22 protein-coding genes are annotated in these 18,786 nt (G+C 43.9%); 4 read left to right on the top strand and 18 right to left on the bottom strand.

The features are described from left to right. Positions 1-120: 120 nt before the first annotated feature. Positions 121-921, bottom strand: a complete 801-nt coding sequence (locus tag IJ00_RS29690; protein WP_035153923.1) for a TetR/AcrR family transcriptional regulator — start codon at positions 919-921, stop codon at positions 121-123. A gap of 62 nt (positions 922-983) precedes the next feature. Between IJ00_RS29690 and IJ00_RS13835 the strand changes: the two genes are divergently transcribed. After that, entirely contained in the window at positions 984-1,976 is a 993-nt protein-coding gene (locus IJ00_RS13835; protein WP_035159035.1) for a Rieske 2Fe-2S domain-containing protein, read from the top strand. A 10-nt stretch (positions 1,977-1,986) separates the two neighbouring features. Here IJ00_RS13835 and IJ00_RS13830 read toward each other — a convergent pair whose 3' ends face one another. From IJ00_RS13830 to cpeB, 6 genes are all read right to left on the bottom strand, one after another. Further along, the gene (locus tag IJ00_RS13830; protein WP_035153921.1) at positions 1,987-3,189 is read right to left on the bottom strand and encodes a class I SAM-dependent methyltransferase; all 1,203 of its coding nucleotides are present in this window, start codon (positions 3,187-3,189) and stop codon (positions 1,987-1,989) included. A 53-nt stretch (positions 3,190-3,242) separates the two neighbouring features. After that, on the bottom strand, positions 3,243-3,395 hold the full coding sequence (locus tag IJ00_RS29050) for a hypothetical protein (protein ID WP_168163480.1): 153 nt from the start codon (positions 3,393-3,395) through the stop codon (positions 3,243-3,245). Between the two features lie 161 nt (positions 3,396-3,556). Continuing rightward, positions 3,557-4,171 (bottom strand): HEAT repeat domain-containing protein, encoded by a 615-nt coding sequence (locus tag IJ00_RS13825; RefSeq protein WP_035153918.1) that lies wholly within the window; start codon positions 4,169-4,171, stop codon positions 3,557-3,559. Between the two features lie 52 nt (positions 4,172-4,223). Beyond that, entirely contained in the window at positions 4,224-5,519 is a 1,296-nt protein-coding gene (locus tag IJ00_RS13820; RefSeq protein WP_035153916.1) for a HEAT repeat domain-containing protein, read from the bottom strand. 195 nt (positions 5,520-5,714) lie between these two features. After that, complete coding sequence (gene cpeA / locus IJ00_RS13815; RefSeq protein WP_035153914.1) at positions 5,715-6,209, bottom strand: C-phycoerythrin subunit alpha; 495 nt, start codon at positions 6,207-6,209, stop codon at positions 5,715-5,717. Between the two features lie 65 nt (positions 6,210-6,274). Beyond that, positions 6,275-6,829, bottom strand: coding sequence for a C-phycoerythrin subunit beta (cpeB, locus tag IJ00_RS13810; protein ID WP_035153912.1), 555 nt, complete (start codon positions 6,827-6,829; stop codon positions 6,275-6,277). A gap of 299 nt (positions 6,830-7,128) precedes the next feature. Between cpeB and IJ00_RS13800 the strand changes: the two genes are divergently transcribed. Both IJ00_RS13800 and IJ00_RS13795 read left to right on the top strand, forming a co-directional pair. Further along, on the top strand, positions 7,129-7,722 hold the full coding sequence (locus IJ00_RS13800; RefSeq protein WP_035153910.1) for a phycobiliprotein lyase: 594 nt from the start codon (positions 7,129-7,131) through the stop codon (positions 7,720-7,722). Next, a complete protein-coding gene (locus IJ00_RS13795; protein WP_035153908.1) occupies positions 7,715-8,269 on the top strand; it encodes a hypothetical protein in 555 nt (184 codons plus the stop codon). The genes IJ00_RS13800 and IJ00_RS13795 overlap by 8 nt, the downstream gene beginning before the upstream one ends. Positions 8,270-8,422: 153 nt before the next feature. Here the strand turns inward: IJ00_RS13795 and IJ00_RS13790 are convergent, their stop codons facing one another. Then, a complete protein-coding gene (locus IJ00_RS13790) occupies positions 8,423-9,751 on the bottom strand; it encodes a CHAT domain-containing protein (RefSeq protein WP_035153906.1) in 1,329 nt (442 codons plus the stop codon). Between the two features lie 411 nt (positions 9,752-10,162). Between IJ00_RS13790 and IJ00_RS13780 the strand changes: the two genes are divergently transcribed. Then, positions 10,163-10,891 carry a phycobilisome rod-core linker polypeptide gene (locus IJ00_RS13780; protein WP_035153901.1) on the top strand — a complete coding sequence of 243 codons (729 nt, stop codon included), beginning with the start codon at positions 10,163-10,165 and terminating at the stop codon, positions 10,889-10,891. A 96-nt stretch (positions 10,892-10,987) separates the two neighbouring features. On the opposite strand, the gene IJ00_RS13775 is transcribed toward IJ00_RS13780, so the two are convergent. From IJ00_RS13775 to IJ00_RS13730, 10 genes are all read right to left on the bottom strand, one after another. Next, positions 10,988-11,242: a phycobilisome linker polypeptide gene (locus IJ00_RS13775; RefSeq protein WP_035153899.1), complete on the bottom strand. Its 255-nt coding sequence runs from the start codon at positions 11,240-11,242 to the stop codon at positions 10,988-10,990. Positions 11,243-11,256: 14 nt separating this feature from the next. Beyond that, positions 11,257-12,129, bottom strand: a complete 873-nt coding sequence (locus IJ00_RS13770; protein ID WP_035153898.1) for a phycobilisome linker polypeptide — start codon at positions 12,127-12,129, stop codon at positions 11,257-11,259. 59 nt (positions 12,130-12,188) lie between these two features. Then, on the bottom strand, positions 12,189-13,007 hold the full coding sequence (locus IJ00_RS13765; protein WP_035153896.1) for a phycobilisome linker polypeptide: 819 nt from the start codon (positions 13,005-13,007) through the stop codon (positions 12,189-12,191). Positions 13,008-13,356: 349 nt separating this feature from the next. Next, positions 13,357-13,845, bottom strand: coding sequence for a phycocyanin subunit alpha (gene cpcA / locus IJ00_RS13760; RefSeq protein ID WP_035153894.1), 489 nt, complete (start codon positions 13,843-13,845; stop codon positions 13,357-13,359). Between the two features lie 70 nt (positions 13,846-13,915). Next, the gene (locus IJ00_RS13755) at positions 13,916-14,434 is read right to left on the bottom strand and encodes a phycocyanin subunit beta (RefSeq protein WP_035153892.1); all 519 of its coding nucleotides are present in this window, start codon (positions 14,432-14,434) and stop codon (positions 13,916-13,918) included. 772 nt (positions 14,435-15,206) lie between these two features. Beyond that, positions 15,207-15,593 carry a nuclear transport factor 2 family protein gene (locus IJ00_RS13750; protein ID WP_035159033.1) on the bottom strand — a complete coding sequence of 129 codons (387 nt, stop codon included), beginning with the start codon at positions 15,591-15,593 and terminating at the stop codon, positions 15,207-15,209. 42 nt (positions 15,594-15,635) lie between these two features. Beyond that, the gene (locus IJ00_RS13745) at positions 15,636-16,451 is read right to left on the bottom strand and encodes a HEAT repeat domain-containing protein (protein WP_035153890.1); all 816 of its coding nucleotides are present in this window, start codon (positions 16,449-16,451) and stop codon (positions 15,636-15,638) included. A gap of 49 nt (positions 16,452-16,500) precedes the next feature. Further along, entirely contained in the window at positions 16,501-17,328 is an 828-nt protein-coding gene (locus IJ00_RS13740) for a HEAT repeat domain-containing protein (RefSeq protein ID WP_035153888.1), read from the bottom strand. Between the two features lie 254 nt (positions 17,329-17,582). Next, positions 17,583-18,071, bottom strand: a complete 489-nt coding sequence (cpcA, locus tag IJ00_RS13735; protein WP_035153886.1) for a phycocyanin subunit alpha — start codon at positions 18,069-18,071, stop codon at positions 17,583-17,585. 99 nt (positions 18,072-18,170) lie between these two features. Beyond that, on the bottom strand, positions 18,171-18,689 hold the full coding sequence (locus IJ00_RS13730; protein ID WP_035153883.1) for a phycocyanin subunit beta: 519 nt from the start codon (positions 18,687-18,689) through the stop codon (positions 18,171-18,173). Positions 18,690-18,786: the final 97 nt, after the last annotated feature.

Genomic DNA, 18,786 nt, shown 5'->3' with positions numbered 1-18,786 from the left:
TCGAACGAAGGTTCATGGGTTGTTGGGTAAATAAAGTGGGGAGTACACTCTTAGGATACTCATACAGTTTTACTGTATTTGCGCTACAAATCATTAATTTGAAGTACAAGCATTACACCCCTACACAAGTAGATTTCTTTTCGTGAAGTGGTGGGAATTCTCCACAAACTGTTTACCACAGTCCTTACAGATATAACACTGCTTTCCGCGACGATAACCATTTTTGGATAACTTCTGTGATTGGCAATGGGGACATTTCATTACTTTCATTACATAGCTTAACCGACTTTCCCCCACATATGGCTCTAAATAAGACACCAACAAATTCTCAATCTCTTGTAATAGTTGCTGTTGATGCTGTTGATCGGGGTTGCGAAGGGCGGAAAGAATGACAGCATTACTACTGTGAACACAAACCTCTGCCAACAAACGACATTGTGTTTCAGGCAAACTGGAATTTCTCTGGTGCAAAAGATTTGACATAAAATCAATGGCTTCCTGAGTCATAGTTTCATCAATGGATTGGAAAATCTCGCGTTTGAGGTAAAACTGCACGAATACCACCCGTGAAACAGGTTGCTCAAACATCTCAGCAACAGCATTTACCAGGGTGTGCATCATTTCTCGTAGGGATAACCGAATAATTTCAGGGATGTTTGTCTGTGCCCATAAAACCTTAACTCGCTCAATATGGCGCAACTCCATAGCATGAAAAATGGCAGCTTTATCCGGAAAAAACTGATACAGAGAACCAATTGCAGCTCCTGCTTTTGCTGCAATCAGATGAGTAGTTGCTGCCTCATAACCTATCTCATCAAATACCATTGCCGCCGCGTCCAGAATTTTTTCAACTCTTTCTTTACTTCGCTGCTGTTTGGGGTGACGGCGGAGATTTCTTGACAAAGGTGAATTTTTTGTCATATTTTAGAAACACGACGGATATTTCACAATTTTATATCTTAGTAGAGAAGTATATGCAGTCAATGCTTCCCGGTGCGCCATGGTTATTAGCGCACAAGTCGATGCTGGTAGTGAATCAACCCCGTAAAATTTCCTTGTATGGTAATGACTATGTGATTTGGAAGGATATAAATGGGGAGATTTATGCTTTACCCAATGCTTGTCCACATATGGGAGCAATGCTATCGGAGGGATGGTGCGAAGTCGAAAGTAATGCTACAAGTACCGTAGTTTGCCCATTTCATGCTTTGAAGTTTGATGGATTGGGGTGTACGGTTCTACCAGATTCGAGGAAAAAAACCTTACCACAACTAAAACCATTAGAACTGATAATTGAGGGTGATTTTATTTGGTCTTATGGGGGATACGAGCCAAAGATAGCGATTCCGGGGGTGTTGAATGAAATTGCCAATACTCACTATTTCATTGGACATATCGCAGATAGAAGTGTGGAGACAGATTTGCTAACGATGCTGCTGAATATGCATGATTATAATCATCAAAATGGCACCCATCGGGATTTATTTAGGATTACTGAAGTACAGTTCCATAAATTTATCGATGATGGATATCATTCGCAGGCGTTTTATGATATGCCCACAGTTCCCTATAGTTTCATAGAAAAGCTGAGGAAACCAGATTTATTTTTGCTCCCTGAAACTATTAAGGCACACCTGGAAAATTATTTCCCATCCCTGGTAATTTTCTATGGGGAAATGCCGTTGGGTAAAGCCGCCCAATGTCACTTTTTCGTGCCAGAAACGGAGAATCGAACACGAACTTATATTTTGTTGTTTGGTCAAGCCAAGCACCCTGTATTCAAGGTATTTGGCAAAACCTATCTCAATTTTGGCAAGGTAGTAGTTGATCAGGATACGGATATTTTAGGAAAGATTTATCCGAATACGCTCCAGAAAATTAAACTCAATAATGAAGTCGGTATGGATTGGGTACGACGTAATTTTGAGAACTTTCCGAATGTGGTTTCACCTAACCTATCCAAGTCAATAATTTAGTATTTTATTACTAGATTTTGCTAGCCAGAAGAATAATTTGCTGTTTTTGCAGCGATCGCGCATCTTCTAAACTTGCACCAGTTTGCTGTAGAATTTCCTGGACGCTTTTCTGTGTGGTTTGATTACCATCACAGGCGAGGAGAAACTGCCACTCACTCTCACTGAGATTAACAACTTGATAATCATGGTTAAAAAATTGTCGCCCATTGCGCCAACCTTCGATGCAGGGACTGGGTTCGGGAATGGCTGTTAGTAGTTGATTATCTGATGTCCAATCTGGTTTTGGCAGGGGATTACGCCCTAAAAAGAATTCGTAGTGAGTAATCATGGAGGGGTCGAGCAGTTCAATTAAGCGGTACAGTTGGCGATCGCTCAAGTTTTTTGTGCGCTCCATCAATTCTGGTGCTTGGCTTAGTAATCGCTCCAATTTCCAAATCTGGGGATTAGAAAAACCAATAAATTCTAAACCAGATGCATCAATTAATTCAAATAAACTATTGATATTGTAGGTAATTTCCTGGGGATGAACATACATATCTGCAAAGTAAGCATCCCGTTGATTTTCCCATGACCAACGTTCCTGTTCCCGTTTGCGCAGGCGGTTATCTTCTGGTAAGGAAGCAAAAATTTGCCGTCCCACGGCTACACCATCACTATAATCACCGCGTTTTTCACCTTGGAGGAGGGCGATCGCCTCTTGCATTAACTTAATTTCCCAACGCCCCAATTCACCATAGACAAAAATGTGCATAATCCCACCAGGGGCAAGCTTTTTGGCTAGGGCTTGAATTCCGCGAATCGGATCGGGGGTATGGTGTAGTACTCCTACGGAGTTAATTAAATCAAACTCTCCCGGAATTTGTTCAACATCAAACAAACTCAGGTGATGAAATTCTACCCTTGTCGCCCCTGATTTTTGACAACGTTCTTGGGCTACACCTAAGGCTCCAGAACTCAAGTCAATTGCCACCACAGCCGCCTCAGGATTCAGATGCACTAAATACTCTGTTCCTACCCCCGTTCCACAACCAGCATCGAGAATACGAGGATTACTTTTATGGGGTTTTTGCCCAGTACAAAAGTTATAGGCTGCCAACCAATTCCAACGCCAGTTATAACCTGGAGGTGGTTCGTCTAATAAAGGTTCTGGCGGAAATGGATAGGTGTTGTAGAGTTTGGCAACTGCGGCGCTAATGCTTTGGGAATCTGACATGGCTGAAGAACATTAATTCGTTACTGATCATACCCTGTGGCAAGACCCAATAACTAATAATCGCTGTCAGCTACACAAATTCCCTTACATTTGATGCCGTTGGTAGCTGTACGTTGACAGTGAGGACAAAGAATTTTTTCTGTTTCTGACGAGATATCAGTACTGGTGGTAGTTTGTGGTTTGTCTTTATCGGTTTTAAGGTTCACGATGATCAGGGGGAAAAACTTTTCTGGGGTTTATCTTGATAGGTGTTGCTGATTTTAGAGATGATTTGTCATTCTGTAGACGCAAAATCATCTGGCATTTATGCAAAGCCTCTTGATATTGTACAAACAGATTTTTTTCTTCCCCGTCAGCTGTTACCTATTTATTTTTCTCCCCTTTGAAACTTAACTGTCATTTCCAGACGAGACAAGGCGCTGGTGGCAGATTCTCGGACGTAGGAATCGGTAGATTCATCCTGAATCAAGGATGTCAGTACCTCTACACCTCGATCATCTCCAATGGATGCAAGGGCATTAACTAGGGAAATACCTAGAGCCGGATTATCTGTGGTTTGTAATGCCTCAATTAAGACATCGACAACGGGAGAGCCAATCTCACCCAGTGCCATCACCGCAGCAATGTGTACAACAGGATTGGGGTCATTGAGGGCAGTCTTTAAACCTTGAACACCTTCTTCGGCAAAGGGAACATCTGGATGGTTAATGGCAACCTGGGCTAGGGCTTTTGCCGCACTTCCACGTACAGTCACATTCTCACTGTGTAGGAGGGCTGTCACCAGGGGATTGACGGCATCGGGACCGATCGCCCCTAGGGCTTTGACGGCGGCTCGGCGATAGGTGGTATCTTCTTCATCGAGAATGCTCATCAAACGAGGAATAGTTGTCTCGTCGGGATTCTCTGCCAACGCCCACATGGCTTGATCGCGAAGGTGGGGGTTAGGATGTTTAAGTTGTTGGAATAGTTCTTCTGTAGACATACCAGAGTTGTATTTAATGAATGTGCAAATGATGTGCAAATAGTTGGAGAATTTAGGACTCAACACTCATAAATTGTTGTTGTTGCCAGGATTGAGCTTTGCCTCGCACCAACCAATCATCATCCTGAGCCAATTTCTGATAAGCACTGGAATCACCAAGCTTTTCTAGTGCCATCAAGGTGGCATATTTTAAATCCCAGATGGGGCTATCTAGACAGCTGTGTAATTCCGGAATTGCCTGGGGATTACCCAGCTCACCCAGAGCGATCGCCGCCGCCGCCCGTGATTTTTGAAACTGTGGTTGTTTGTTGTGCAGAGCTTCCACTAGTAAATCGTAGGCTGGTGCGTGTTTTAGCCAACCAAATAGCTTCATCACATGGAAATGGGCACCATAGTCATTGTTAGCTTCTGCGGCGTAGGTGGCAAACAGAGCTTCTGGAGCGGCTTCTGGGTAATGTTCTAAGATGGTTTTGCTTGCTAAATAACAACGCCCAAAGTCTGTTTCATACAAACCCCGAATCAATGTTGGTAGATCGGGAAGGCTTGAGTAGCTATGCACCAAAGCCAAATCTTGGGGGTGATCGAATAACGTCTGCTCCAAATAGGGCTGAATATTGGCAAAGGTAATTACCCCGGCAGAGATGCCACTTTCTCCTAGTGTTCGGATGCCTCGCAGCCGAAAGACTAGGGATACGGGACACCGGGCGATGGAGGGAATGGCATCGTAGTAATTAGCATCCATCAAATCTTGAATACACAAACGTCGCCCTAGGACATTGGGGTGTTGCAACATCCCCACCACCTTAGCCATCTGGGAGTAGTCCCCACTCAAGCGGCAAACTGCGGCAATGGCTGCACTGGCTGTGGGTGGATCGACATCATCTACAAATTGACGAATTCGTTCTAGGGCGGGCTGATAATTGAATTTTGTGAGTGTATGAATAATTACTCTATAGGTTTGTTTAGGTTTGTCTAGTAATTGGGCGATATCTTCGAGAATATCGGGGTTTTGAGTACCAATTTCCCCGATTGCCCATACAGAATTTTCTACCAGGTAGCAATCTTCCTCACCTAAACAGGAGTGAATTACTGACAAGGCATCAGTCGCTTGTAATCGCCCTAGGGTTTCTACGGACTTTCTCCGGACGATGCGGTTGTCTAGTGCGGGGTTAGTTTGCTGCACTGCCCGGATTAGCGCCTGAATGGAACGCTCCGTAGGAAAATTGACTAGATGGGAAGCTGCAACATAGCGGGAATCATCCTCGCTCAATTCTTCCGGTGGTGTATCTAGGAGGGCGATCGCCTCATCTTCTGTCAGATTAAAGAAATTAAAAAAGCGTTTATCCATAAATTTAGCCGTTAGCCTCAAGCTACGGCTCCTGCAACCAAATTCATCACAATTAATTATCAGTTTAAAACAAAACAAACCCAGAGATTCTCTACCATTACTCAACCTTCAACAGGCAAAGCAAAGAGCCAAGAACCCCTAGGTTTGCAGGGTAAATCTTACCCCATTCAGCAAATCACCAAGGTGATAACTGAACTAGGACAAAGAGTTGATTGCGTAGTCGAGAAGTGCATTGTACTCAGTCAATGCTTGAGCAGACATATCACGAGGAGCGCAACCACGGTTACGAGCATAGCTTAATGCTTCAACGTAGGGAGCGGTAGGTAAGCCCAAAGCACGATAAACTTCACGTTGTCCAGCAATACCCCACTCATCCAATGGACCTGTACCACCAACAACTAAGCTGTACTGAATCAAACGTAAGTAGTGTTTGATGTCACGAGCGCACTTAGCTTTGAAGGTATCGGTGGAGTTAGCTTCACCAGCGTTGTTCAAGTAAGAATATTTTTTGATACAAGCGTTGTAAGCTTCGGTAGCAACTGCATCGATGTTGTTAGCTAGCTTTTCAGCAGCTTCTAAACGAGCAGATGCACGTTGGATAGAACCTTGTACGGATTCTAAATCAGAGGTGCTGGGGAAACGACCGGCAGCATCAGCAGATGCAATAACTGTGGTGACAACTGATTTCATTTCTTAAATCTCCCAAAAGGCTTTAATGTTAACTGTGTTAGATGGCAATTTTGTTGAGCAATCAATTAGCTCAGAGCAGAAATCACGCGATCGAAGTAGCTGGAAGCTTCAGCAACTAAGCTAGCGCAACGATCTTCTACAACAGGGCTGCCCATCTTACGCAATTTAGCGCCAGCACGAGCCTCACTGGGGGTATCTTGAATGTGAGCAGCTGCTTGAGCTTTCATGATTTGAACAGCACGTACAGTGGAGGTGGTAGGTACACCTAGAGCAGCGTAGGTTTCTTTCAAACCGTTCAAGCAACGATCATCTAGAACTGAAGCATCACCAGCTAATAAAGCGTAGGTTACATAGCGCAGGATGATTTCAGCATCACGCAGACAAGCAGCCATACGACGGTTGGGGTAGCAGTTACCACCAGCTTGGATCAAGCCTTGGTTTTCGCAAATCATACCAGCAACAGCATCAGAAACCATGCAGCTAGCGTTGCTAGCAATTGCGTTAACAGCATCCAAACGTCTGTTGCCGCTAGCTACGAAAGCTCTTAAAGCAGCAATATCACCTACGGTAGAGGTGCTAGCATCTGCTGAAACTACAGCTCTAGAAAAAGCGTCAAGCATTTCGCTCTCCTTGAATATTGGTTATCTGTAAAGGTGTCTGTTTCTTGAACCAGACAATATAGAACATAAAAGATGATGGTTGTCTCAGTCTCAGTTATGAGAAACAAAGTAATAATCCTTAACAGTGCAGAAATATTTCTATACCGAGGAAAATCTCTAGGTTGTTTGAGAACGGCTATACATAGAAGATTTCAGGTGGATTTGCCCAAAACTAGGCTGAAGTTGGGGGATAGTAAGTCCGCTATAATAACTCATGAGTATAGGGGTCTTGAATATTTTTGGGAGTGAACCGTTAAGTTATGGATGCGATGGAGTTTTTTCAACTAAGTACTGGAAAGTGGCGATCGCAGCGCACAACCCACCATCTTGCCTTCAAGCGCTCGGAAGCAGGTGAATCTAATATCCAAGTACAAGCTCTGGCTGCGGATCATCCCCAAGTGATTGAAATATGCCATATTCATCAGGTTGACCCCAAGCTGGCGATCGGTGGAGCTTTTGTTTCCTGGCAAGGGGCAATGGGATGGGATAGGGATGATGAAAACCATGAAGGTTCGACAGTCTTTTCCCTGATTCCGGATGCAGAGAATCCCCGTCAAGGTTCACTGTTGCGGGAACGGGGCTATGCGGAAATTGTTCCAGTGGCAGGACAATATCACATGGATGAGAAGGACGCTTTAGTTTTGACCACGGAATATGAAACCATGAGTTCCATTGAAAGATTCTGGTTTGTCGGTCCAGGGATTCGGATGAGAAGTAGTACTGTAAAAAGGTTTGGAGGTTTTAGTACTGCCACATTCTGCACGGAATTTCGGATTGCCGATGACGCTCCCAACCCTGAGCCAATTCCCGATACCGTTGAACCGACGAAATATATCTCCTTCTTTGGTGGCTAAATTAATCGTCACCACCAGTACCGACCCCTTTGCCAGGGGGTTAGACTACCTCTATGGAGTTCGTAGTCTAGCTCTGAACGCAGAGATGATAGATGTAGTTGAGGATATCGACAAGCGTATTCCTCTGTGTATCTGGATTGGTGAGCATATTGACGGGGTGAATCAGCAACTGGAAAAGTATCTTCAAGCTTGTCACAGCTGTTTCCATCCCTGGGAACAGCCTGCAATTGAAATTTTTGCTGCTCCCCTAGCTCAATCCTTGGGAATTGATGCTCTGTGTAATTTGCAAACCAATCCCATTACGATTCTCATTGATGTGGGCAGGGTAGTACCAGAAGACTGGCTGTTGCTGGTTGTTCATGAATATGCCCATGCTCATGCGGGTTATCCTGGACATCATGAACAATTTGCGCGATCGCTCGCTCACTTGTGTTTAGGATTGGGAATTCCACCTCTAACTTGGCAACCTGACAGAGAATCCAATCTCCGTTTTTATCCAGATTGCCGTGCAACGGAGAATCCCCTGGCATTTTGGTACGGGAAATAATATTAACTATTCCCAATCTTGCCGAATAATACAAGTTTGAGGTCTCCTCTTGAATCCTTTGCTATCAGTCCTCTTGTAGACGACTTCAGCTATTAGGCGGCAATTTTTAATCGCTGGCTAGAACTCACGTAGCTTTATTTGAGATAATTAGTATTATCTGGGAGTACCAAAAATCACAAAAGATGCCCATTGGGATGGATCTGCATATTGTTGTTTTGCTTCTAACATTGCCTGTCTTAACGCTTCAGCAGGAATATGGGTTTCTAGGTGTTTCACAAATGTCTGCATCAACTTATTAGTTGCTTGATCGTCAACACTCCACAAACTCATCACAACTCGTGGAACTCCAGCGATTTGGAATGCCCGTGACAGTCCGATAATACCTGCATCATGGGCTTGCCCTAAGCCGGTTTGACAGGCGCTGAGTATGGCAATGCTAGCATTGAGTTTTAAACTTTGAATTTCTTTTGCAGTCCACCAACCCTTCTCAATTTTATCTGCTGATAACATCAGAAAACTTTCAGATAGGGGACTGTGCGTACTAGCAACGCCATGGGTGGCAATGTAAAGTAGACTAGCTTGGGTAACTCTTGATAAAATCTCGGTTTTTGTGGCTTCTTTACCAATCAACGGAGGTTCATTGAGGATTTTGGCAATAGCCTGAGCTTCTTCTTCTGCTCCCGGTAAGGGTGGAACTGACCAATAAATACTTGGTGGGATATAAGGATTGCCTATAATTAACGGAGATTTAAACACCCTTCTTGCCATCCATGTATGTAAGGTTTGTCCAATATCAAATAAGCTGGGAGCAATGGAAATTGACATTTGCTCAATCAGAAATGATTTGTCTGGGAATGGTTGGAGGATAGCATAGGGAACTGTACCGATGTCCAGGGTTGGCACAAGAATTAGATGTCTAGCAGTGGCGATCGCCTGTGCGATGGGAGTAGGTAATAAAATTTGAGTCAAATCACTAATGGCGCGATCGCAGGATACCCTTGTATGATTATCATTAGCCAAAGGTAGAATTTGATTAGCTCTCTTGGGACGAGCCATGCGAGAGCGTTGCAAGGTATCAACATTTAGGGAATTTCTTAAGGCTGTAATTGCCTCAGTTAGTGTATCCTTTGATATTGTTTGCCGATGATATGCCTCTATACCACTGTCTTTAAGGAGCCAAGTCTGGAGATTATCTTTGTCGTATGAGTAAAATAAAACACAGGTATGGCGAGGGTAGGTTAATTCTGAACTGTTTGTTGGGGCGATCGCTAATACTCGAGCAATACTTTGAGAAGAAACATTAGAGAGACGAATCCGTGGAGTACCCCTCATTTGCCACAAATTACCCAGTTCTCGTCTATGTTTTGAAGCAGCCATATCAAATAATTTGACAATATCTTCCGGCTGATTTGCACCATAAACAGTCGAAGTCCAAAGGGTTAGAGAAAAAGGTAGAAGTTGGAGGATTTGCCGACGTTGCATAGAGCATAGCTATGAATAGGATAGAATCACTCAATTATGTGATTATTGAGGATTTCAGTATAAAATTTCGGCTTATAGACTCAGACATAAATAAAATATACAACTTGTGCCCTACTTTCCAGGATAGATGTTACGAATTACTACTTTCTATCGCAAATCAAAGGGCGAAATTTTCACAGGGGCGTATTCTGAATTTTGAGTTCCGTATATGGATAGCAATTCTAGCAGGGGAAAGATTTTTCAGTCCCTTGGTAGCAGTTTTTGATGATTAGTTACTTTTCTCATCCATCCATAACTGTAAATTGCTATATATCCTGACTCAATGAAAATTTACGCTCATCGAGTGGGATTGACTCGATCACAATGGCGGAATTTTTCAGGTGAATTCTTCACATCATAGAGGTATTTATTATGTCAATTCCTTTGTTGGAGTATGCCCCCTCATCCCAAAATCAGCGCGTCATCAGCTTTGAGATACCTGGTGATGAACAGCCCAGAGTTTACACAACCGAGAACCTGCTATCCGCCACTGAAATAGATGGTTTAATTGTTGCAGCCTATCGGCAAATATTTCATGAACAGCAGATGCTGTCTAGTAATCGCCAAACCTTCCTAGAATCTCAACTGAGGGCAAGACAGATTACTGTGAAAGATTTTATTCGGGGGTTAGTTTTATCTGATTCCTTCCGACGGTTGAATTATGATGCTAATAACAATTATCGGTTTGTGGAACTCTGTGTACAGCGAGTGTTGGGAAGAACAATTTATAATGAGCGAGAAAAACTTGCTTGGTCGATAGTTCTGGCAACAAAAGGACTATCAGGTTTTATTAATGATTTGCTAAATAGCCACGAATATAACAACAACTTTGGTGACAATACGGTTCCCTACCAACGGCGACGGATTTTACCCCAACGCAACCAGGGTGAATTACCCTTTGAGCGGATGGCACGTTACGGTACTGACTATCGTGACAAAGTCCTCCTAGCTCAGCAACGGAAGCCATTTAACTTAAAATCCTTCCTACGTAGTTCTGAGGGAGATTTGGTTCTCTGGCTAGGGGTTTCGATTGTGGTTTTAACTGCCTGTGCCTATTTGCTACCAATACTTGGTGTGCTGCCAAAAATTAGTCCCTACTAATTTACACAATATGTGCATGATATATGCATAAAGTAGGGGTGGAAAATATAATTTTCCGCCCCCACCTGTTTCGCAGATATATTGGATATAATTGCGTTAGCTTTCCGATTCCGATATGGATTCCGTTTGGGAACGAATGCCCACAATTCTGCCACCGAGACGAGTAATACGACGCATCTCATCATTCATGCGACTGTAGGGGACTTGAATCAGAATCGTGCTGCTATTGCGGACTGGATAATTCTGGTTCTCTGTCTGCTCGTTCTGGCGTAATCCTGCAACTTCATAGACGAAGACACGGTTGTCTGAGGCGGAACTAGATGCTCTTGTTAATGCGGATTGTCCCAACATGATGATTCAATCTCCTATTGTGCAAAGGTGATGCTGGCAACTTTTCCACCCAGCTTATTAATTTGCTGAAGGGTGTTGGATAGTTGCTCGTAGGGGACGATGAACTCTTTATTGCTGCGACGAACTTTCGGATATCTGGGCAAGCTGATACCCGTAACTTCGATACGGTAGAGACGGGGGGTAGAACCTGGGGAGGATCTGCCAAAGGTGCGGCTAGGTGCTGTTCCTTGCATTGAGGGTTGGTAAGCCCAACCAGCAGTCCCACCAGAAGGAGCAATGATAGCGGTAGCGCTATTTTTGGCTAAGTCTGATGCTAGACGGGAACTACTACCAGCAAGCTGAGAGCGATCGCTGTTGGCATAACCACGATAAAGGCGGAACATCCGAGTAAAACCAACGGTTCTTTGACCAACTCCGGTGGTGACAAGATCACGATAGTAGGGAACGATCGCGTCCCCAAAGTTGGCATCATATTCGCCAGAGTCGATGTAGGAATCGATATCCGCTTCAAACCCTTGATTTTGGTAGCGATCAAGATGCTCAATCACTTCCGACTCATCGTAGGGAGCGCGTCCTAGCAAATGTTTAAAGTTCAGTTCAATTACCCTGGTTTGGAAATGGGGGTAAAGGAATTTGGTTTTGTAGAGGTCGGATTTAGCAATTCCTCGGACAAAATCCCGGACGCTGATTTGACCACTAGTTAACAAAGATTCCAGACTGATGAGACGCTCTGACTGCATCAGATAGTCGTTACCTAAAACCTGACGGTAGGCTGCCTGAATGACAATCTTGACATCTTCTGGTGTCCAGTTGGAACGTAATTCCACTGGTTTGGCTGCATCAAAAGCGCTGGTTCCCAAACGAGATGCTGCGGTTGTAATTGCCACAAATAGCTCTCCTTCTACAGTTAATTAATTACAAAGTTGACCGTTCCCTATGGGGCGGTTTAGGCAGGAGAAATATTTACTACTCGGCTACCTCTTTGATTCAGACGTTGCAGGGTAGGTGATAGCTGATCATAGGTGACTAGAAACTCAGTCATACTGCGGCGGATTTGGGGAGTCCGTCCACTATTTCCTTGCATAACTCGCACGCGGTAAAGTTGCCCGCGATCGCCTGCGATTGTACCAGTCAATCCCCGCCCAAAGGTAGGTGTATTTACCGTTGTAGCCATATTTCGAGCCAAATCCTGGGTTAACCAAGCTGACTTGTTTTTGCCTTGGGCGCGATCGCTGTTGGCATATCCCCGGTAAATTTGAAACATCCGACTGAAACCTACTGTTTTCTGACCCCGTTGAGTGGCAAATCCTCGATAATAGGGAACAATAGATTCTCCAAAGTTTTCTTGATATTCCAAAGAATCAATATAAGAATTGATTTCTGTCTCGTATCCTTTTTGAGTATAAGTATTTACATGGGCAGCAATCTCAGCTTCATCGTAGGGAGCGCGTCCAAGTAGATGCTTATAGTTCAATTCGATAAAACGGACTTGAGGTGTAGAGTAAAAGAATTTTTGTCGATATAGTTCTGATTGTGCCAACGCCCGAATAAAATCTCGAACGCCAATGTTACCTTGTAGCAATAGGGATTCTGCACTCGTGAGACGTTCGCTTTGCATCAAGTGATCATTACCAAACACCTGACGATAGGCAGCAATAATCACAGCTTGCACATCATCCTTTGTCCAATTTGCCCGCAACTCTGTCTTAGATGTGGCGACAAATGGCTCAAATCCTAACTGACTGGCTGCCATTGAACTAGTCATGACTGATTCTCCTTCAATTTCAACAAAGCCTTCGGTCTGAGAACTCTAAATCGGAAACTCTTAACAGACTGATGCATTAGTTATGGGAAAATCAGGCTTTGGGATTGCTGCCTAATACCAATTCTCTAAAATATGGCAACAAATGTAAATTGTAAAAACCTTGCCATGTCTAGCTTTAGTAATTACGAATTACGAATTGGTATAATATGGCAATCATGGAAATCACCATTAGCATGGACTTTCCCTGTTCCCTGCAAATCCAGAAAAAACGTACCCAGAACCCCAAAAAACTGAACCATGCAAATATCAGCATTGACAGTCTTAAGTTGTTCTGGGCAAAAATCAACACCTAGCTGAGGGCGTTGATGGCATAATCAATGTAGGAATTAGCTTCTACAGCTGGGTCACCACTCAAACCGTGGTTAGCTTTGATATATTTGAGAGCTTCTACGTACCAGCTAGGAGATAGGTCGAAGGTACGGTTGATTTCGGTCAAACCACCAATTAAGTAGTCATCTAAAGGACCGGTACCACCAGCAATTAAACAGTAGGTGACAATGCGAATGTAATAGCCAATGTCACGGGCACACTTAGCTTTACCTACGGGAGTGGAAGCAAAGTTGTTACCTTGCATTTGGGTGGTGTAGGGGAACTTTTGGTAGACTGCATTGGCAGCACCATCAGCAAGGCTTTGAGCTTTAGAGCTTAACGCTTTTGCCGCATCAAGGCTAGCAGTTGCTTGACGAAAACGTCCGAAGGCTACTTGAAGTTCTGTGGAACTGAGAAAGCGTCCTTGGGAATCTGCGGTAGCTACGGCTTCAGTTAAAGGTGTTTTCATGCTGATTATTCTCTCAACAAATATCTAAATGTGTGGGTCAGAAAGTAGAAATAATTGCAGTGGCGATGTCCTAACCGACAGCGCTAGCAGCACGATCAAAGTAGCTACCTAATTCAGCCATCAAGGAGCTACAGTCACCACGGGTAACACCGCTAGGATCGTTAGCGATCGCGATCGCTGCTTCTTTCATCTTGTTGACACCAGCTGCTACGGAACCACCAGGAACGCCCAATGCTTGATAGGTTTCACGTAAACCATTCAAACAGCGATCGTCTAAAACACTGGCATCACCTGTAAATACTGCATAGGTGACATAGCGCAGGATGATTTCCATATCGCGCAAGCAAGCAGCCATCCGACGGTTGGTGTAAGCATTACCACCAGGTGCAATCAACTGGGGTTGTTCTGCAAATAATGCCCGTGCTGCATTAGCAACGATGGTAGATCCATTACCTGTAATGCGGTTGACAACATCCATCCGTTTAGCACCAGCAGCCACCATATCTTTTAAGGCATCGATTTCTGCATCGCTGACATATGTGCCTCTGGTGTCAGCCTGGGAAACTACTTTAGTAAAAGCGTCAAGCATTCCAGCATCTCCTAATAATTATTACTATGCTGTATATTCAAATTCGGCTCAAATGTTGGCATGAATATAGCTATACCGTTGAGAGATATACTCTTGATTTTTGAAAAATAGGCAAACATTTATCAGGGAGAATAATCTCCTTGGGAATAGGGTAAACTAGACCCTGTATTTTACCTAGGTTATTATCAAGGCACAGCTATCAATATAATATTGGGAATATCCACAACCACCATTCACTGAAACAGCCAAAATTAATCAAATGGCTGAGTCTGCAATTTCTGAAAAATTACATTCCCTCTATCAAGGGCAGTGGTGTTTGAACCTAAATCTGATTAAAGCAATCCATTTGTGCAGATTTTGTGCAATTTTTTCGATGTTATCAAATAAATGGTTACAAAATATTAAGAAAACTCTGAAACCCTGATAAAATAAGGTTTTTACATGTTTTGTTTTTGCTTTGAAACTTCATATGTCGTTACATTTGCTGACATTTCGATACTCAGAAAATTAATTAGACGGAAAAACTTGTTGGAATCAGAGTTGGAAAAAGGTGGGAAGTATTTTGATGGTTTTTATTGTGTATTTTCTTTGTTGTGGCTTTACCCCAGATAGAAGCACAAATCTTTTTAATACTTGCATCACAACAATAACAATGCCCTATCACCTGGGGGCTGTCAGATGAGAGGGCTGAGTATTAGCTTTAATTGTGAGAAGCAAGGATAAATTGTTGATTTATTGTCTATCAACAGGATTTTGACATATTCCCTATCTACTAATCGATATCACCAAAATATTCTCGAATTCCTACTATTTTATCTTCTCGAATATCAAAGGAAATAGCATTACGTCTTGTGACTGGTTGATGATTAATAGTCCCTTGAGCCTCAAACTCAAAGGTGACGGAGGTTTCGTTACTAGTGATATCATCGGGGGGACTAAATGTCAGGCGATCGCCAGCCTCCAGACGTTTCTCAAACCGAGCAATAATCTGTTGTTTATCTGCATAGCTGAAGGATTTATCTAGTTGTTTACCCACCGGCAACCAAAAGATAACATCATCTGACAACATCTCAATGAAGGGCTGAAAATTTCCTGTTGCCCATCCCTGAGCCAAAAAATCAAATGCTTGTCGAGCTATGAAAATTTTTATCCCCTCCATCAGTTCTCCAATTTGCTGTAATCTGCTGGGGTGCAAACGGAATTATACCTCTGCCTCTGTATTTTCTGCGATCGCGGTGACTAATTCCCGATATTTTCGCGGATCACCTTCGGCTAACACTAGGCGTTCCTCTCCCTTACGTCCATACAAACCATCCATAATTCTCTGCCAATCCATGGAAGACAGGGGTGAGGGAGTAGTATCCACTGGTGTGGCTGTTTCTGTTTCTAGGTATTGCTGTGCCATCCAGACACGGGCACGGACTGCTAAACTGTGATCATTCACTGCCATGTCTGTTAGCTGGGATTGAATTTGCGATCGCCATTGGGGATAATTAACAGCGACAGCTTCGGCAAGGTACTGTAAACCTACGACAGCAGAATAACGAACTACCCACTCATCATCCTGTTGGGCAACAAATAATAGTGCTTCCAAAGCTTCTTCCTGGGCAATTTCTAGAAGTTCCTCTGGAAACCAGTGCCACTTCATCATCCCTAATCCCCTAGCTGCTGCCCGACGTACACTGAGGGCAAAATCAGCAGTGGCTGCTCCTAATAAAGTCACCAATCCCCTCGGATCGCCAATTCCTGCCAGGGCACGGATTGCCCAAGCTCTGGCGGTATAGTTATGTAAATCTAATTGTTCTAGGAGTGCAGGTACTGCGGGTTCACCAATTCTGATTAATCCTTCGACGGATGCGACTGCGGCTCCAGGATTGTTATAACTCAGGGCTGCAATCAAGGTGGGAATAGCACCTTCTAGGTTAGCCTCTGATAAATTTTTTACAGCTTCTTGTAAAAGTTGAGAAGAATCTGCCTCTTCTACAGCTCGAATCAGGGAGGAAAGTTGATCGCTCATGGGAGGCTTGAAAAGTATGATATCTAGCTTCTATTTTATGGTGTGGCGGCTACAGTAGCTCATCCATCAAGGTCATGACTTTGATTACTTCTGGGGGTAGATTACCTGGTGCAGTTGTTTGTAACTGCTTTTCGAGTAAACCTTTGAGGGAAATCAGCTTCAAGCTATTTTCGGCTAGTGTTTCAGCGATCGCCCCGGCTGCTGGTAAATAACCAATGGCTCCTAAATCTGATAATACTGCCCGACGTAACTGCAAATCCTCGTTACCTAATGCTTTGACTAGGCGATCGCCATACTGACTAGCTACGTGAGGGTCTGTCGTTAATTGATACATTGCCCGTGCCGCAGCATACTGAATTCTAGGGATGAAATGGTCTAGGAATGACTCAATTAAGGGCATCGCCTCAACCGCTCCTAGGGTTCCCAATGCCTCAATGATGGCATCGAAGGGTTGGACAAGTTGCGGTGGTTCCGGGGCGGGTAGGGTTCCCGGTACTTGATTATTGAGTAAATCAATGAGTCTGGGAATACAGGAAGTATCCCCTAGCATTTCTAAGGACTGAGCGGCGGCTTCTCGCACGTAAAAGTCGGCACATTCTAAAGCCAGGATTAATGCGGGGACTGCTCGTTTTTCACCTAGTTTTCCTAATGCCCTGGCTGCGTTTCTCCGTAGGGGATAGCCACCTGCATTGGTGCGATCGTCTTCGTCTGTTAAGGCTGTAATTAAGACATCAATAGCTTCGGGAACATCGACGCGAAACCGTCCTAACCACCAAGCAGCATAAACTCGCAACCCCAAATCTTCACCCTGAAGGTTGGCGATCGCCTGCTCTACTGTTAACTGATTGTCGTCCAAGATACTAACTTCGTTCTCCATTCTGGTGTCATCTCGTATCAACAAGAATAGGGCAATATGAATCGATGAGAAATTACAAGCATAATTGGACTCATAAAAAACTAAAAGGGCAAGGATTTTACTTAACCCTTTCCCTCTTTCCCCTTTCCCCTTAACCAAAAGTTTTCAGGTATGGGGTTCATCTCAAATTACTTTGATTAATAATAACAGTACCCGAAGGGGTAAACAATCACTAACATTTGCCAGCCATTGCATACCCTTCCGGGTAAAACTATCTAGCTTAATGCGTTGATAGCGTAGTCGATGTAAGAGTTAGCTTCAACAGCAGGATCTCCACTCAAACCGTGGTTAGCTTTGATATATTTCAGAGCTTCAACATACCAGCTAGGAGATAAATCAAAGGTACGGTTGATTTCAGCAATACCACTGATGAGGTAGTCATCCATGGGACCTGTGCCACCGACAACTAGGCAGTAGGTAACCATACGGAGGTAGTAACCGATGTCACGTACGCACTTGTCTTTACCGGTTTGGGTAGAAGCAAAGTTAGCGCCAGAGGTGCTGGTGGTGTAGGGATATTTGCTGTATACAGCATTTGCAGCACCAGAAGCCAAGCTGGAAGCTTTTTCGCTCAATGCTTTAGCAGCAGTTAAGCTTGCTTGTGCTTGACGGAAACGACCAAAAGCGGTTTGAATTTCGGTGGAGCTGAGGAAGCGTCCTTGGGAATCAGCAGCTGCTACTGCTTCGGTCAGAGGGGTTTTCATGTCGGATTTTCTCCCAGAATAATCTTGATTTTATGAAATAGCTTGTAGCAATCTTTTCAGCTATCTGAAGCTGATAAAATAAACAGACTCAGTTCTTGCTTAACCAACAGCAGAAGCAGCTCTATCAAAGTAGCTAGCAACTTCAGACATTAAGCTGGAGCAATCACCTCTGGTAACACCGTTGGTATCACCAGCGATCGCAACCGCAGCATCTTTCATTTTTTGTACGCCAACTGCTACGGAAGAACCAGGAGTTCCTAGAGCTAAATAAGTTTCTTTTAAACCGTTCAGACAACGATCATCAAGGATGCTAGCATCTCCAGCGAAGATAGCGTAGGTGATGTAGCGCAGGATGATTTCCATGTCGCGCAGACAAGCTGCCATCCGACGGCTGGTGTAAGCGTTACCACCGGGAGCAATCAATTGGGGTTGTTCTGCAAACAAAGAACGAGCAGCGTTCGCAACAATTGTGGAGGAGTTGCTGGTGATACGGTTAACAACGTCCATACGCTTGTTGCCATCAGCAACCATAGCGCTGAGAGCATCTAATTGGGAACCGGTGATATATTCGCCCCGTGCATCAGCCTGGGAGACTACTTTTGCAAATGCGTCAAACATACATTCAATCTCCTAATGTGTTTAATTTGCGTACGGACAATTAGGCTTCGGTGAGATGAGGCAATTCTGCTGCCTGTCGCGCCGATAAATCATCGGA

This window comes from Calothrix sp. 336/3, from assembly GCF_000734895.2.
Lineage (GTDB): Bacteria > Cyanobacteriota > Cyanobacteriia > Cyanobacteriales > Nostocaceae > 336-3.
This window is presented reverse-complemented; position numbering and strand designations above follow the sequence as displayed.

Coding starts and splice junctions, on each gene's coding strand:
- IJ00_RS29690 (WP_035153923.1), bottom strand. CDS start 921: ATGACAAAAAATTCACCTTTGTCAAGAAATCTCCGCCGTCACCCCAAA.
- IJ00_RS13835 (WP_035159035.1), top strand. CDS start 984: ATGCTTCCCGGTGCGCCATGGTTATTAGCGCACAAGTCGATGCTGGTA.
- IJ00_RS13830 (WP_035153921.1), bottom strand. CDS start 3,189: ATGTCAGATTCCCAAAGCATTAGCGCCGCAGTTGCCAAACTCTACAAC.
- IJ00_RS13825 (WP_035153918.1), bottom strand. CDS start 4,171: ATGTCTACAGAAGAACTATTCCAACAACTTAAACATCCTAACCCCCAC.
- IJ00_RS13820 (WP_035153916.1), bottom strand. CDS start 5,519: ATGGATAAACGCTTTTTTAATTTCTTTAATCTGACAGAAGATGAGGCG.
- cpeA (WP_035153914.1), bottom strand. CDS start 6,209: ATGAAATCAGTTGTCACCACAGTTATTGCATCTGCTGATGCTGCCGGT.
- cpeB (WP_035153912.1), bottom strand. CDS start 6,829: ATGCTTGACGCTTTTTCTAGAGCTGTAGTTTCAGCAGATGCTAGCACC.
- IJ00_RS13800 (WP_035153910.1), top strand. CDS start 7,129: ATGGATGCGATGGAGTTTTTTCAACTAAGTACTGGAAAGTGGCGATCG.
- IJ00_RS13790 (WP_035153906.1), bottom strand. CDS start 9,751: ATGCAACGTCGGCAAATCCTCCAACTTCTACCTTTTTCTCTAACCCTT.
- IJ00_RS13780 (WP_035153901.1), top strand. CDS start 10,163: ATGTCAATTCCTTTGTTGGAGTATGCCCCCTCATCCCAAAATCAGCGC.
- IJ00_RS13775 (WP_035153899.1), bottom strand. CDS start 11,242: ATGTTGGGACAATCCGCATTAACAAGAGCATCTAGTTCCGCCTCAGAC.
- IJ00_RS13765 (WP_035153896.1), bottom strand. CDS start 13,007: ATGACTAGTTCAATGGCAGCCAGTCAGTTAGGATTTGAGCCATTTGTC.
- cpcA (WP_035153894.1), bottom strand. CDS start 13,845: ATGAAAACACCTTTAACTGAAGCCGTAGCTACCGCAGATTCCCAAGGA.
- IJ00_RS13755 (WP_035153892.1), bottom strand. CDS start 14,434: ATGCTTGACGCTTTTACTAAAGTAGTTTCCCAGGCTGACACCAGAGGC.
- IJ00_RS13750 (WP_035159033.1), bottom strand. CDS start 15,593: ATGGAGGGGATAAAAATTTTCATAGCTCGACAAGCATTTGATTTTTTG.
- IJ00_RS13745 (WP_035153890.1), bottom strand. CDS start 16,451: ATGAGCGATCAACTTTCCTCCCTGATTCGAGCTGTAGAAGAGGCAGAT.
- IJ00_RS13740 (WP_035153888.1), bottom strand. CDS start 17,328: ATGGAGAACGAAGTTAGTATCTTGGACGACAATCAGTTAACAGTAGAG.
- cpcA (WP_035153886.1), bottom strand. CDS start 18,071: ATGAAAACCCCTCTGACCGAAGCAGTAGCAGCTGCTGATTCCCAAGGA.
- IJ00_RS13730 (WP_035153883.1), bottom strand. CDS start 18,689: ATGTTTGACGCATTTGCAAAAGTAGTCTCCCAGGCTGATGCACGGGGC.